Annotated in this window: 11 protein-coding genes; 4 read left to right on the forward strand and 7 right to left on the reverse strand. The window is 65.4% G+C overall.

Annotation, left to right across the window (positions count from 1 at the left end; genetic code table 11):
- A partial coding sequence (locus GA0061098_RS40555) for a transposase (protein ID WP_129591079.1) occupies positions 1–309 on the reverse strand: 309 nt, incomplete at its 3' end.
- A 93-nt stretch (positions 310–402) separates the two neighbouring features.
- Positions 403–723, reverse strand: coding sequence for a winged helix-turn-helix transcriptional regulator (locus GA0061098_RS40560; protein WP_091967252.1), 321 nt, complete (start codon positions 721–723; stop codon positions 403–405).
- Between the two features lie 72 nt (positions 724–795).
- Here GA0061098_RS40560 and GA0061098_RS40565 point away from each other — a divergent pair, with 72 nt between their 5' ends.
- Entirely contained in the window at positions 796–1,353 is a 558-nt protein-coding gene (locus GA0061098_RS40565) for a carboxymuconolactone decarboxylase family protein (protein ID WP_091967254.1), read from the forward strand.
- Between the two features lie 139 nt (positions 1,354–1,492).
- On the opposite strand, the gene GA0061098_RS40570 is transcribed toward GA0061098_RS40565, so the two are convergent.
- Positions 1,493–2,500 carry a KpsF/GutQ family sugar-phosphate isomerase gene (locus GA0061098_RS40570; RefSeq protein WP_091967256.1) on the reverse strand — a complete coding sequence of 336 codons (1,008 nt, stop codon included), beginning with the start codon at positions 2,498–2,500 and terminating at the stop codon, positions 1,493–1,495.
- 193 nt (positions 2,501–2,693) lie between these two features.
- Here GA0061098_RS40570 and GA0061098_RS40575 point away from each other — a divergent pair, with 193 nt between their 5' ends.
- A complete protein-coding gene (locus GA0061098_RS40575) occupies positions 2,694–4,451 on the forward strand; it encodes an outer membrane beta-barrel protein (RefSeq protein ID WP_091967258.1) in 1,758 nt (585 codons plus the stop codon).
- A gap of 138 nt (positions 4,452–4,589) precedes the next feature.
- Here GA0061098_RS40575 and GA0061098_RS40580 read toward each other — a convergent pair whose 3' ends face one another.
- Positions 4,590–6,041 (reverse strand): glutamate synthase subunit beta, encoded by a 1,452-nt coding sequence (locus tag GA0061098_RS40580; protein ID WP_091967260.1) that lies wholly within the window; start codon positions 6,039–6,041, stop codon positions 4,590–4,592.
- A gap of 160 nt (positions 6,042–6,201) precedes the next feature.
- Positions 6,202–10,935, reverse strand: coding sequence for a glutamate synthase large subunit (gltB, locus tag GA0061098_RS40585; protein ID WP_091967262.1), 4,734 nt, complete (start codon positions 10,933–10,935; stop codon positions 6,202–6,204).
- A 489-nt stretch (positions 10,936–11,424) separates the two neighbouring features.
- Between gltB and GA0061098_RS40590 the strand changes: the two genes are divergently transcribed.
- Complete coding sequence (locus GA0061098_RS40590; RefSeq protein WP_091967264.1) at positions 11,425–12,210, forward strand: hypothetical protein; 786 nt, start codon at positions 11,425–11,427, stop codon at positions 12,208–12,210.
- Positions 12,211–12,442: 232 nt separating this feature from the next.
- Here the strand turns inward: GA0061098_RS40590 and GA0061098_RS40595 are convergent, their stop codons facing one another.
- Both GA0061098_RS40595 and GA0061098_RS40600 read right to left on the reverse strand, forming a co-directional pair.
- On the reverse strand, positions 12,443–13,213 hold the full coding sequence (locus tag GA0061098_RS40595) for an alpha/beta fold hydrolase (RefSeq protein ID WP_091967266.1): 771 nt from the start codon (positions 13,211–13,213) through the stop codon (positions 12,443–12,445).
- Positions 13,214–13,365: 152 nt separating this feature from the next.
- Positions 13,366–13,836, reverse strand: coding sequence for an Hsp20 family protein (locus tag GA0061098_RS40600; RefSeq protein WP_165637930.1), 471 nt, complete (start codon positions 13,834–13,836; stop codon positions 13,366–13,368).
- Between the two features lie 220 nt (positions 13,837–14,056).
- On the opposite strand from GA0061098_RS40600, the gene GA0061098_RS40605 reads away from it, so the two are divergent.
- A complete protein-coding gene (locus GA0061098_RS40605) occupies positions 14,057–15,004 on the forward strand; it encodes an alpha/beta fold hydrolase (RefSeq protein WP_091967271.1) in 948 nt (315 codons plus the stop codon).
- The last annotated feature ends 24 nt before the right edge of the window (positions 15,005–15,028 follow it).

Here is a 15,028-nt window from a genome sequence, read left to right on the forward strand (position 1 = left end):
ATGATCGGGGATGGCATCCTCGAGGCTCAAACCAACGAAGCGCTTGAATGACAACCGGTCGCCCAGCGCCTCCTCCAGTTCGCGCTCCGAAAGACCGTAGAGCGACTGCAGCAGCACCGCGCGAAACAGCACAAGCACCGGATAGCCTGGACGACCGGGGCTCCCTTCATCCCGCAAATGGCCGATCAGCTTCTCGAACCGGTACCACTTGACCAGGCCAGCCAACCGATCCAGCGCCGCATTGGCGCCGGCGCCCTTCGGCATCAGCGCTTCCACAAAGCTCGGCTGTCCTGTCCGCTTCACCGCCATCGATACCTCCAAGGCTTTGCCCTAGGGAATCACAACTGGTGGATTACGCAACAGGCCCACAAGGGGAGAAGGAAGTGGGGGCCGTTCTCGCGTTCACCCCTGCCACCTCTCCGCGAACCGGTGCAGCGGCATGAACGTCTCGCACAATTCCCGCCCGAGCAGCGTCAGCCCATAGCCTCCGCCTTCACCCAGCTCCACGAATCCCGCCTCGCGCAGCTCCGTCAGCCGCAATTGCAGCACCGTTGGTGAGGCCTCGTCGCAGGCGGTTCGTAATGCGCGGGAGGTGAGGGGCTCGCCGCGCAACTCCCACAATATTCGCAGGCTCCAGCGCCGGCCGAGCAGGTCCAGCAGCGCCATGATCGGCCGCCCGGTGCGCGAGCCGCGGACGCTTCCTGATGCTGCCTGTTTTGCCATCGCCGCCCTCTTGCGTCTTGCTACAGATAATGTAGCGTATTGCTACAATAACTGTAGCAAAGGAGGCGGCCGATGTCCCAATCCACGCCGCGCATTGCCCCGCTCGCCCCGCCTTATCCCCCGGAGATCCAGGCCCAGTTCGATCGCATCATGCGCGGCGCGCCGCCGCTGGTGCTGTTCCGGGTGATGGCGGGACATCGCCGCGCCTGGGACAAATTTCGCGCCGGCGGCCTGCTCGATCCCGGCCCGCTCTCGCTGCGCCAGCGCGAAATCGTCATCGACCGCACCTGCGCGCTGAACAAATGCGAGTATGAATGGGGCGTGCATGTCGCGGCTTTCGCCGGGCCGGCGAAGCTCGCCGAAGACGAGGTGCGTGCCACCGTGCAGGGCGATGCGACGTCGCCGTGCTGGTCGCCGGCCGAACAGGCGCTGATCGCAGCGGTCGACGCGCTGCATCACCGCGCGACGCTGAGCGATGAAGAGTTTGCCGCGCTGTCGGCGCATTACGACGAGGCGCAGATTCTGGAGATCATGCTGCTGTGCGGCTTCTATCGCACGGTGTCGTATCTGGCGAACGGGCTGCGGTTGCCGCTGGAGGAGAAGGCGGCGCGGTTTCCGGCCCCGCGCTGACCGCCGTCATTGCGAGGAGCCCTTGCGACGAAGCAATCCAGACTGTTGCCGCGGCGGCAGTCTGGATTGCTTCGCTTCCGCCTTCGCTTTTCGAGCTTCGGCGGACAAGCCGCTCGCAATGACGAGTGGGGAGAGAGCGCTACGCCACGCCAGCCCGCAACAAATCATGCAGATGCACGATGCCCACCACCTTGCCCGCCTCGGTCGCGACCAGCGTCGTGATCTTGCTTGTGTTCAGCACCTCAATCATCTCGGTGGCGAGCATGGACGGCGGCACCGTCTTCGGCTGCTTCGTCATGATCTCGTCGACCGACGCCGTCAGCAGGTCGGGGCGCATGTGGCGGCGCAGATCGCCGTCGGTGATGATGCCCGCGACCTCGTTTGCTTCGTTGACGATGCAGACGCAGCCGAGGCCCTTGGCCGACATCTCGACCACGGCCTCCGACATCTTGGTGCCCAGGGGCTTGACCGGGATCTCGGCGCCGGTGCGCATGTAGTCGCGGACGAATTTCAGCATCGCGCCCAGCTTGCCGCCCGGGTGGAAATGCGCGAACTCCAGCGCGGTGAAGCCGCGGCCTTCGAGCAGCGCGATCGCGAGGGCATCGCCGATCGCGGCCTGCATCAGGGTCGAGGTGGTCGGCGCCAGATTGTGCGGGCAGGCCTCGCGCGCCTTCGGCAGCTCGATCACGAGGTCGGCGGCTTGTCCCAGCGAGGACGCCGCGTTCGACGTCACCGCGATCATGGGAATGGCGAACCGCGCCGAATAGTTCACGAGGTTCTTCATCTCCGGCTGCTCGCCGGACCAGGACAGCGCCATGATGACGTCGTCGGTGGTGATCATGCCGAGGTCGCCGTGGCCGGCCTCGGCGGCGTGCACGAAGAAGGCGGGCGTGCCGGTCGAGGCCAGCGTCGCGGCGATCTTGCGCCCCATATGGCCGGACTTGCCGAGCCCGGTGACGATGACGCGGCCCTTGGCGTTGCGGATCAGGTCGACTGCCTTCGCGAACGTCGCGCCGAGCGGGCCGCGCAGGGCGGTTGCGAGCGCGTTGATGCCGCCGCTCTCCGTCTCCAGGGTGCGGAGCGCGGATTCGACGCTGTCGGGGATGGGGCCGGATGATGCGGTCATCAGCGGTTTCGAACTCGGCATGTACTGGTCCAGGGAGGAGGGGGCGTTCGCCCGGTCGGCGCGTCATTAGCACGCCGCGGCGGTGGAGGCGACGAGCGCGCCTAAGCCCTCAACCGGTCATTAACCATAATTGTTTTAACTCCATTAACGATGGTTCCCGCCAACCGGCGGAGGTCACCGTGAAAGTATTTGATTTCGTTGGAGTTATTCCATCGTGGGGTCGTCTCCAGGCACCGGCCGGAGCAAACGCGCGCAGTTCCTGCGCGCGGCTTTGCCGTGCCTTGTGCCGGGTCTTGCGCTGACGGTCCTCGGAAGCGTGCCCGCGGCCGGCCAGAGCCTCACGCCCGATCTGTTCAATCCCAACCGCGGCGGCTTCGCCGCGCCCGAGACGCTGCCGACGCGCCGCACGGCGGGCGTGCCGCAGGCGCCGCCGGATGCGTTGCCGGCGCTGCCCGATCCCAATGCCGATCCGCGCAAGGCCCGCGAACGGCCGGCGACCTCGCGCGTCGGTCAGGTCCCGACCTACGGACTGCCCGCCGCCGCCGGCGCGAGCAGCTCCGGCTATGATTCGCTCAACCGCAAGCGACAGCAACCCAAGCTCTATCCGGGCCAGCCGAAGCCGAAGCGCGCAGCCGGTCCCGGCTCGCCGGCGCCGACCACGGTGCCGCCGCCGTCGACGCTCGGCCTGCCCAGAATCGCGCCACCGCCATCCGCATCCGCCAACAAGGCGCCGGTGCCGGCGGCGATGGCGGGCACCGTGCCCGGACAGCCGCTGCGCCGCCGCCTCAGGGCGGATGACGACGCGTTCGGAGCCGTCGGCGACTACGCCGGCAGTTTCCTGATCAAGGGTGGGCTCGAGCTCTCCACCGGCTATGACACCAATCCTGCGCGTCTCAACAAGCCGATCGGCTCGCCGGTCTACGTCGTCGCACCCGATCTGCTTGTGATGTCCGACTGGGAGCGCCACGCGCTGGTCGCTGACCTGCGTGGCTCGTTCTCCGGCTACACCAACAACATGCCGGCGACGATCGACGGCTTTGCCTCGCCTTCGCCGGTCGAGATCAATCGTCCTGACTTCACCGGCCATGTCGACGGCCGCCTCGACGTCGACCGCGATCTCAAGCTGACCTCGCAGCTGCGCCTGCGGCTCGCCACCGACAATCCCGGCAGCCCGAACGTGCAGGCCGGCCTGCAGAAATATCCGGTCTACGCCGCCTATGGCACCACCGTCGGATTCGACCAGACCTTCAATCGCTTCCAGGTCGCCGCCGGCGCCTCCGTCGATCGCACCGCCTACACGGACTCCAAGCTCACCGACGGCTCGACCTTCAGCAACGGCGATCGCGACTTCAACCAGTATGGCGGCATCGGACGCTTCTCCTACGACCTCAAGCCCGGCCTGAAGCCGTTCGTCGAGATTCAGGGCGATACCCGCGTGCACGACCAGGCCGCCGACCGCAACGGCTATTTCCGCGATTCAAACGGCGGTTACGCCAAGGTCGGCTCGTCGTTCGAATTCTCGCGCATCCTCACCGGCGAAATCTCGGTCGGCTATTCCGCCCGCAACTACACCGACCCGCGCCTCAGCCAGCTCGCTGGCTTCCTCACCTCGGGCTCGCTGATCTGGAATGCGAGCGGCCTCACCACGGTGAAATTCTTCACCGACACGCAGATCGCCGAAACCACCATCCCCGGCTCTTCCGGCGTGCTGGTGCGCACCTATTCGGCCGAAGTCGACCACGACTTCCGCCGCTGGCTGACGGCCGTGGGCAAGTTCACCTACGGCACGCTCGACTACCAGGGCCAGAACCGCAACGACAAGACCTACTCGTTCGAGAGCAATTTGATCTACAAGCTCAACCGCAACATCTGGGTCAAGGGCACGCTGCGCCACGACATCCTGGATTCGAACCAGCCGGGATCGAGCTCGCAGGGGACGGTGGTGATGGTCGGGGTGAGGTTGCAGAATTGATTCCGCTGTCATGCTCCACGAAGGCGGGCATCCAGTACGCCGCAGCTTATCCGTATACGTTTAGCTTCTCTGGAATACAGGATCGCCCGCTTTCGCGGGCGATGACAGTCTCGGTTGGGCTGCTAGCTCGCGCCTCACCTACCGCGGCAGATCCGTCTTCCCCATCAGGAACGTATCAATCGACCTTGCGCACAGCCGGCCCTCACGGATCGCCCAGACCACCAGCGACTGGCCCCGGCGCATGTCGCCGGCCGTGAACACGTTCGGACGGGAGGTCTGGTAGTCCAGCGTGTTGGCCTTGACGTTGCCGCGGGGGTCGAGCTCGACCGCGAGCATCTTGAGCAGGCCCTCGTGCACGGGGTGCACGAAGCCCATGGCGAGCAGGACGAGTTCGGCGTCGAGCTCGAACTCGGTGCCGGCAATCGGCTTGAACTTGTCGTCGACGTGGACGCAGTGGAGCTTCTTGACCTGCCCGTTCTCGCCGGTGAACTTCTGGGTCAGCACTGCGTATTCGCGCACGGCGCCTTCGGCCTGGCTGGAGGACGTCCGCATCTTCAGCGGCCAGTTCGGCCAGGTCAGGCCCTTGTTCTCGCGCTCGGGCGGGGCGGGCATGATCTCGAGCTGGGTCACCGAGAGCGCGCCCTGGCGCAGCGAGGTGCCGATGCAGTCTGATCCGGTGTCACCGCCGCCGATGACGACGACGTGCTTGCCGCCGGCCAGAATCTCCTGGACTCCGTTCTGGGGTTCGCTGGAGACGCGGCGGTTCTGCTGCGGCAGGAAGTCCATGGCGTAGTGGATGCCGGCGAGGTCCCGGCCGGGAATCGGCAGGTCGCGCGGGGCTTCCGCGCCGCCGGTCAGCGCGACGGCGTCGTAGTCGTTGAGCATCTCGCGCGGATCGACATTGCCGTCGACGCCGACATGGCTGTTGTAGTGGAAGGTGACGCCTTCGCCTTCCATCTGCTTGACGCGGCGGTCGATGACGCCCTTCTCCATCTTGAAGTCGGGGATGCCGTAACGCAGCAGGCCGCCGGCCTTGGCGTACTTCTCGAACAGGTGCACGTCGTGGCCGGCGCGCGCCAGCTGCTGGGCGCAGGCCATGCCGGCCGGACCCGAGCCGATCACGGCGACCTTCTTGCCGGTCTTGACGGCTGCGACTTCCGGCTTCAGCCAGCCATTGTCCCAGGCGCGGTCGACGATCGCGCATTCGATGGTCTTGATGGTGACGGGGTTGTCGTCGATGTTGAGCGTGCAGGAGGCCTCGCACGGCGCCGGACAGATGCGCCCGGTGAACTCCGGGAAATTGTTGGTCGAGTGCAGATTGCGTGAGGCTTCTTCCCAATTGCCCTGGTAGACGAGGTCGTTCCAGTCGGGGATCTGGTTGTTGACCGGGCAGCCGGGCGTGCCGGGCGCGACCGAGCCGGTGCCGTGGCAATAGGGAATGCCGCAATTCATGCAGCGCGCGGCCTGGTCGCGCGTTTCCTTCTCGGTCAAGGGAACGACGAACTCGTTGTAATGCTTCACGCGTTCGGCGACCGGGGTGTACTTGCGGTCGTGCCGTTCGATTTCCAGAAAACCCGTGATCTTGCCCATTAAACCCGAAGTCCCTGCCGCTTAAGTTCTTTGTTCTCTCACTCCTCATCCTGAGGAGCGGCGCGCTCTTCGCGCCGCGTCTCGAAGGATAGAGGCCCGGATGGTGGTCTCATGGTTCGAGACGGCGCTTTCCGCGCCTCCTCGCCATGAGGGCTTTCTCTTACGCCCCGATCGCGATTTTCGGCTCGGCGTCCGCGTTGGCGGCCATTTCGCGCAGCGCGCGCCGGTATTCGACCGGCATCACCTTGCGGAATTTGGGCAGCCAGTCCTTCCAATTGGCAAGGATGTCGGCGGCGCGCTTGGAGCCGGTGGCTTTCGCATGGCGCGAGATCAGGACGTGCAGCCGCTCGACGTCGGAGGCGAGCAGGTTGTTGAACACGTCGACCCGGCCGTGCGCCTCGAGGTCACCGGAGTGGTGGTAGGTGCCGGCGTTGATCAGCTCCTCCGACAGCACCGGCTCGAGGTCGACCATCGCCATGTTGCACAGCCTGTCGAAATCGCCGGTCTCGTCGAGCACGTAGGCGATGCCGCCGGACATGCCGGCCGCGAAGTTGCGCCCGGTCTTGCCGAGCACGACCACGATGCCGCCGGTCATGTATTCGCAGCAATGATCGCCCGCACCCTCGACGACAGCCACAGCCCCGGAATTGCGCACGGCGAAACGCTCGCCGGCGATGCCGCGGAAGTAGCACTCGCCCTGGATCGCGCCATACATTACGGTGTTGCCGACGATGATGCTTTCTTCCGGCACGATGCTGCTGTTGGCAGGCGGCTTGACGATGATCTTGCCGCCCGAGAGGCCCTTGCCGACATAGTCGTTGCCTTCACCTTCGAGCTCGAAGGTGACGCCGTGGGCGAGCCACGCGCCGAAGGCCTGGCCCGCGGTGCCCTTGAGGCTGACATGGATGGTGTCGTGCGGCAGGCCGGCATGGCCGTAGATCTTGGCGACCGCACCGGACAGCATCGCGCCCGCGGAGCGATTGGTGCTGTTGATATTGGCCTCGATCTTCACCGGCGCGCCGCGGTCCAGCGCAGGCGTCGCCTTCTCGATCAGCGTGCGGTCGAGCACCGCCTCCAGATGATGGTTCTGGCGCTCGGAGTGATAGATCTTCTGGCCCTTCTCCTCCTTCTGCTTGACGAACAGCTTCGAGAAGTCGAGGCCCTTGGCCTTCCAATGCGCGACCAGCCTGGTCTGGTCGAGCAGCTGAACCTGGCCGACCATCTCGTTGAAGGTGCGGAAGCCGAGCGAAGCCATGATCTCGCGGACTTCCTCGGCGACAAAGAAGAAGTAGTTGATCACGTGCTCGGGCTGGCCGGTGAAGCGCTTGCGCAGGACGGGGTCCTGAGTCGCTACGCCGACCGGGCAGGTGTTGAGATGGCACTTGCGCATCATGATGCAACCGGCCGCGATCAGCGGCGCGGTGGCGAAGCCGAACTCGTCGGCGCCCAGCAGTGCGCCGATCACGACGTCACGGCCGGTGCGGAAGCCGCCGTCGACCTGGACCACGATGCGACTGCGCAGCCGCTCGCGCACCAGCGTCTGGTGGGTTTCGGCAAGGCCGATCTCCCAGGGCGAGCCCGCGTGCTTGATCGAGGTCAGGGGCGACGCACCCGTGCCGCCTTCGAAGCCCGCGATGGTGACATGGTCGGCGCGCGCCTTGGCAACGCCCGCGGCCACCGTGCCGACGCCGATCTCTGAGACGAGCTTGACCGAGACGTCGCCCGTCGGGTTGACGTTCTTGAGGTCGTAGATGAGCTGCGCCAGATCCTCGATCGAGTAGATGTCGTGGTGCGGCGGCGGCGAGATCAGGCCGACGCCCGGCGTCGAGTGACGGACCTTGGCGATGGTCGCGTCGACCTTGTGGCCGGGCAACTGGCCGCCTTCGCCGGGCTTGGCACCCTGCGCCATCTTGATCTGCATCATGTCGGAGTTGACGAGATACTCCGTGGTGACGCCGAAGCGGCCCGAGGCGACCTGCTTGATCGCCGAACGCATGGAATCGCCGTTCGGCATCGGCTTGAAGCGGTCGGCTTCCTCGCCGCCTTCGCCGGTGTTCGACTTGCCGCCGATCCGGTTCATGGCGATGGCGAGCGTGGTGTGGGCCTCGCGCGAGATCGAGCCGAAGCTCATCGCGCCGGTGGCGAAGCGCCTGACGATGTCCTTGGCTGGCTCGACCTGGTCGAGCGGGATCGGCTTGCGCTTCTCCTCGTCCGCGTTCTTGATCCGGAACAGGCCGCGCAGCGTCAGAAGCCGCTCCGACTGCTCGTTGAGGATCTTTGCGAAGGCGCGATAGCGCTCCTGCGAATTGCCGCGCGCGGCGTGCTGCAACAGCCCGACCGACTCGGCGGTCCAGGCATGGTCCTCGCCGCGGCTGCGATAGGCGTATTCGCCGCCGACATCGAGCGCGGTCTTGTAGACCTGCGCCTCGCCGAACGCGTCGGCATGACGGCGCACGGCTTCCTCGGCGATCTCGCCAAGGCCGACGCCTTCAACGCGGGTGTGCGTGCCGGCGAAGAACTTTGCGACGAAGTCGGCCTTAAGGCCGACCGCGTCGAAGATCTGCGCGCCGCAATAGGACTGGTAGGTCGAGATGCCCATCTTGGACATCACCTTCAAAAGGCCCTTGCCGATCGACTTGATGTAGCGCTTGACGATCTCGTAATCGTCGAGCGAGCCGGGCAGGCGGTCCTTCATCGCGACGATGGTTTCGAACGCGAGATAGGGATTGATCGCCTCCGCGCCGTAGCCGGCCAGGCAGGCAAAGTGATGCACTTCGCGCGGCTCGCCGGATTCGACGACGAGACCGACCGAGGTACGCAGTCCGACGCGGATCAGATGATGATGCACGGCGGCGCAGGCCAGCAGTGCCGGAATCGGCACCCGGTCGGTGCCGACCATGCGGTCGGACAGGATGATGATGTTGACGCCCTCGCGCACCGCGCTTTCAGCGCGCGCGCAGAGCTCGTCGAGCACCTGGTCCATGCCTGCCGCGCCGAGACCGGCGTGGAAGGTGGTGTCCAGCGTGCGCGACTTGAAGTGCGACTCGGCAACATCCGAGATCGAGCGGATCTTTTCGAGATCCGCGTCGGTCAGGATCGGCTGGCGCGCTTCGAGACGCTTGGTGGTGGCAAGCCCCTGTAGATCGAACAGATTCGGCCGCGGTCCGATGATGGAGACGAGGCTCATCACCAGCTCCTCGCGGATCGGGTCGATCGGCGGGTTGGTGACCTGCGCAAAGTTCTGCTTGAAGTAGGTGAACAGCGGCTTGGCCTTGTCCGACAGCGCCGAGATCGGCGTGTCGTTGCCCATCGAGCCCGCGGCTTCCTCGCCCGTGGCCGCCATCGGCGTCATCAGGATGGCGATGTCTTCCTGGCTGTAGCCGAACGCCTGCTGGCGATCGAGCAGCGACAAATTGGAGCGCACGCCGGTGGTCGGAACCTTCGGCAGCTCTTCCAGCACGATCTGGGTCCGCTCCAGCCACTCCTTGTAGGGATGACTTCTGGCGAGCTCGGCCTTGATCTCGTCGTCCGGGATCAGGCGACCCTGTTCGAGGTCGACCAGCAGCATCTTGCCGGGCTGCAGCCGCCACTTGGTGATGATCTGGTCCTCGGGGATCGTCAGCACGCCCATCTCGGACGCCATCACGATGCGGTCGTCCTTGGTGACAAGATAGCGCGCGGGCCGCAGGCCGTTGCGGTCGAGCGTGGCGCCGATCTGGCGGCCGTCGGTGAAGGCGATCGCGGCGGGACCGTCCCACGGCTCCATCAGCGCGGCATGATATTCGTAGAAGGCGCGGCGCTTCTCATCCATCAGCGGATTGCCGGCCCACGCCTCCGGAATCATCATCATGACGGCGTGCGGCAGCGAGTAGCCGCCCTGCACCAGGAATTCGAGCGCGTTGTCGAAGCAGGCGGTGTCCGACTGTCCTTCGTAGGAGATCGGCCAGAGCCGGTTGATGTCCTTGCCGTAGAGCTCGGAGCTCACGGAGGCCTGGCGCGCGGCCATCCAGTTGGTGTTGCCGCGCAGCGTGTTGATCTCGCCGTTATGCGCGATCATGCGATAGGGATGCGCCAGCGACCACGCCGGGAAGGTGTTGGTCGAGAAGCGCTGATGCACCAGGGCGAGCGCGCTCTCGAAATCCTTCTCGTGCAGATCGGGATAGTACTTGCCGAGCTGGTCGGCGAGGAACATGCCCTTGTAGATCACGGTGCGGCAGGACATCGAGCAGGGGTAATAGCCTGCAAGCCCGCGGTCGCGGCGCTGATAGATCGCCTGCGAGATCGACTTGCGCAGGATGTAGAGCCGGCGCTCGAACTCGTCCTCGGTCTTGGCGGTGCCATTGCGGCCGATGAACACCTGCATGCAGGCCGGCTCGGTCGGCTTCACGGTGACGCCGAGCGAGGAATTGTCGGTCGGCACGTCGCGCCAACCGAGCAGGGTCAGGCCCTCCTCCTTGATCTGGTCGGCGATGATGCTCTTGATGACGTTGCGCCAGGCGGTGTCGCGCGGCATGAACAACGCGCCGATGGCGTATTCACCGGGTGCGGGCAATGCGAAGCCGAGCTCCTTCGCCTTGCGGCTGAAGAAGGCGTGCGGGATCTGCACCAGGATGCCGGCGCCGTCACCGGCGCGCGGGTCGGCGCCGACGGCGCCGCGATGCTCGAGGTTGCAGAGGATGCTCAGCGCGTCCGCGACGATCTCGTGCGACTTCTTGCCCTTGATATTGGCGATGAAGCCGACGCCGCAGGAATCCTTTTCCAGGCTCGGATCGTAGAGGCCAACGGCCGGCGGGCGCGAATTGTGTTCCTGAATCGGATCGGTCGTTTTCGAGGCGACCGTCGCCGACAGCTCTTCTGCCACGATGTTTGCGCTCTCGAATTGCGACCCGTTCATTGTTCCAATCCTCTCCGTGCGGCAAGCTGCCTCACCGCCATCTTCGGCGCACCTTGGGCGTTCCGCGGCACCCGCCTCTGGGTCACCGCTCGTCCGCTGCGAGCCGCATTTTCTTAAATTCAGGCCTAGGCGTTCTTCGTCCCCGAGAACGGCTTTGCCTGTTGCCTTATGGTGCTCGAAAGCACCGACTTTCGTTGCAATCCCTATGCCGGAACCGCAAGCAAAATTGAGACAGTCTTCCTGTCCTAACCGTCACCTTGCCAAATTTTTGTCTATCACACAAGCGCGTGGAAGTCCCGATTCCCGATATGTCAATCAATCGCTTTCCGAAAGTTGCGCGGCCCCGTTTTGAAGCAACGCGCCCCGATTCGGCCCTGTGGGCGCCGAAATCCCAAATGAAGCTTCGGATCAACCCTTCGAAAGGCGCGCCACGCCGCAAGAAGCGAAAGAGCGCGAGGCATTCTGGGGCCTGACAGGAGCGTGTCGACGATGAAGTTTTTCACAGGATGTGTGGCTGCCGCCACGCTGCTGCTCGCCATCAGCGCCGGGCACCGGCAGGTTTTGGCGCAAGTTCCCGCGAAAGGTATCGCAGGAGGGGCGGCGATCGCGGTGTCGGATTTCGACGGACCCTATGCGCCCCCCGAAACCGCCCCGCCACCGCCGCCGCGTTACGGCCAAGGCTACGGTTACGGCTATGAAGAGCGCGGTCCGGCGTTGCTGCCGTCGACCGAGGTCTACGCGGTCTTGCGCGAAAACGGCTTCTCGCCGCTCGGCATCCCGCGCCTGCGCGGCAGCGTCTACACCATCGCGGTGATCGACCGTCGCGGCGATGACGGTCGGCTCGTGATCGATGCCCGCGACGGGCGGATCATCCGTTTCATGCCGGCCGCGGACGCCTACGGCATGGCGCCCGCCTATGACGAGCGCGCGGCCTCGCCTTACGGTCCGCAAAGCGCGCTGCCGCCGCCGACCGTGATCCGCAGCGGCCCGCCGCGGCCGCCGGCCTTGATCCCGCACGTGGCGAGCCGCGCCGTGCCGCTCCCGAGGGCCGCCCCGCCGCGCGGCGAGAGGCCGGTCGCGGCCGCCAAACCGGCGGAGCCGGTGGCGCAGCAGGCTCAGGCGCCGCAGGCGCAGGCACCGCAGCAGACCGCTGCCGCGCAGGCCAAGCCTGCCGAGGCCGCGCCACAAGCCATTGCGCCAACCGTCGGTCAGGCGAAGCCGGCCCCAACGATCCTGCCGACGCAGGAGATGCCGGCCGCACAGGGGCTGGATTAGCGTCGCGAGTTTGATGCGATAGCGCACTCTCGCTGTCGTCCCGCGAACGCAGGGACCCATAACCCCAGGAGAAGTTTGGCGAAGATTCGGAGTCCGGTACTGGCACCTCATCCCCACCGATAGATCACGCGGTATGGGTCCCTGCGTTCGCAGGGACGACATCGGGGAGAGAGTGGGCAAAACAAAAAGCGCCCGAAAATCTCGGGCGCTTTTGCAATACGGCGATCACGGCCTAGCTCCGCGGATATCCCGCCGCCTCCAGGATCAAATTCGCGACCTCCTTCGGATGCGACACCAACGAGAGGTGGCCGGCATCGAGTTCGATCGTGGTGGCGTTCATGCGCTTGGCGAGGAAGCGCTCGAAATCGGGATTGATGGTGTAGTCGTTCTTCGACACCGCGTACCAGCTCGGCTTCGAATGCCACGCCGCCTCCGTGGTGCGGCCGGCGAAGATCGACGCTGCGGTCGGCCATTGCACGGCATAAAGCTCCCTGGCCTGTTCCGGCTTCACGCCATTGGCGAAATATTTCAGGAAGGCGTCTTCCGATAATTTTGTGTAGCCGTCGCGTTCGACGATTCCGGCGCGCAGCGGGCCGGTCGGAAACTGCTTCGACAGCGCGACGAAATCCTCGTTCGCATCGGGCGCGCGTGCGGCGACATAGACGAGCCCGGACACTTTTGGATCAGTGCCGACCTGGCTGATCACGGTGCCGCCCCAGGAATGCGCGACAAGCACCGTCGGTCCATCCTGCTCAGCCAGCGCGCGCTTGGTCGCCTCGACCGAATCCGCAAGCGACGACAGCGGATTCTGTACGGCGGTGACGTGCAGCCCTGCGGCCTGGAGGATCGGGATCACCTCCGACCAACTCGAGCCGTCGGCCCAGGCACCGTGCACCAGCACGACGTTTTTCGCCTTCACTGTCTGCGATGTCTGCGCATGGGCAAGGCTGAGGGGAGCCGCCAACAGGCTCGCGGCGACAAAAAGGCTGCGCCAGAGTGACATGATCTTTCTCCGTCTTGTTTTGGGTTCGATGCCAAAAGGACGGAGCGCGCGGCGGCGGTGTTACGCCTTCTCACCACTCTGTGATGCAACGCAAAATGAAAACGCCCCGGGGCACCGGGGCGTTTTCGCAGCTTGGTGGCTGTCGACGTGATTTACGCGGCGGCTTGCGCGGCCGAGTTCTCGATCACCTGCGCCTTCGGTGCGCTGGTGTTGATCGCGATCTGGCGCGGTTTCTTCGCCTCAGGAATCTCACGGACGAGGTCGACGTGAAGCAGCCCGTTCTCGAGCGAGGCGTCCTTCACCTGCACGAAGTCGGCGAGCTGGAAGGCGCGCTCGAAGGCACGCGCGGCAATGCCGCGGTAGAGCACTTCGGACTTGCTGTTCTCGTTGGCGACTTTCTCGCCCTTGATCGTCAGCGTGTTTTCCTTCGCGACGATGGACAGCTCATCCCTGGCGAAGCCCGAGACCGCAACGGTGATGCGGTACGCGTTCTCGCCGGTGCGCTCGATGTTGTAGGGGGGATAACCGGGGCTGCCGTCCGAGCTGGCCTGGTCGAGCAGGCTGAAGAGGCGGTCGAAGCCGACGGTGGAACGATAGAAGGGGGTGAGATCATAGCTACGCATGGTCAAGTCCTCCATTGAGCGACTGTTGGTAACCCGCCCGCCAATCGGGCCGGGCTTTAGTCTGTGTGCAGCCTGATGTTCCGGATCCGAAACACTGGTAGCGGCCTGCACGAAGATGATATGGGTGGAACGAGACGGCGTTCAAGAGGGCGGGAATCAGCGCCTTTTCGGCGCTCCCGCCCCTTGATTTGCAGCACTTCGCGCCCAAGCACTTCCAATCATGACGCTGGTCTCGATCCCGTCCAATCCCGTCCCCGAAGACGTCGTCAGCGGTACCATCAAGACGCCCGATGGTGCCGAGCTGCGCTTTGCGCGCTGGGCGCCGCCGGCGAACCGCAAGGGCACCGTCTGCGTCTTCACCGGACGCAGCGAGCAGATCGAGAAATATTTCGAGACCGTGCGCGATTTGCGCAACCGCGGCTTTGCAGTGGCGATGATCGACTGGCGCGGGCAGGGCCATTCCTCGCGCCGCCTGCGCGACCCGCGCAAGGGCTATGTGCGCGACTTCTCCGATTTCGAGGTCGACGTGGAGGCGTTCGTGCAGCAGGTCGTGCTGCCGGATTGCCCGCCGCCGTTCTTCGCGCTGGCCCATTCCATGGGCGGCACGGTGATGCTGCGGGTGGCGCATGCGGGCAAGCGCTGGTTCGACCGCATGGTGTTGTCGGCGCCGATGATCGACCTGCCCGGGCGCACCACCTCGCTTCCGGTGCGTGCGCTGCTCAAGACCATGCGCCTGCTCGGGCAGGGGGGGCGTTATGTCCCCGGCGGCAGCGACCGTCTCACCGGGCTCGATCCCTTCATCAACAATCCCGTGACCAGCGATCCGGTGCGCTATGCGCGCAATGCCGCGATCCTGGAGGAGGACCCGACGCTCGGGCTGGCATCACCGACCGTGGCCTGGGCCGATACCGCCTTCCGCGCCATGAACACCTTCAAGGGCAAGAACTACCCCTCGCAGATCCGCCAGCCGATCCTGATGCTGGCGGCCTCCAACGACGCGGTGGTCTCGACCGCGGCGATCGAGGAGTTCGCCTATCATCTGCGCGCCGGCTCCCACCTCGTGATCGCCGGCGCCAAGCACGAGATCCTCCAGGAGCAGGACCGCTACCGCTCCCAGTTCTGGGCCGCCTTCGACGCCTTCGTGCCGGGCACGCCGTTGTTCAAGTGAGGAGAGAGCGCGTCATTGCGCCAC

The sequence above is a fragment of the Bradyrhizobium shewense genome, assembly GCF_900094605.1.
Taxonomy (GTDB): domain Bacteria; phylum Pseudomonadota; class Alphaproteobacteria; order Rhizobiales; family Xanthobacteraceae; genus Bradyrhizobium; species Bradyrhizobium shewense.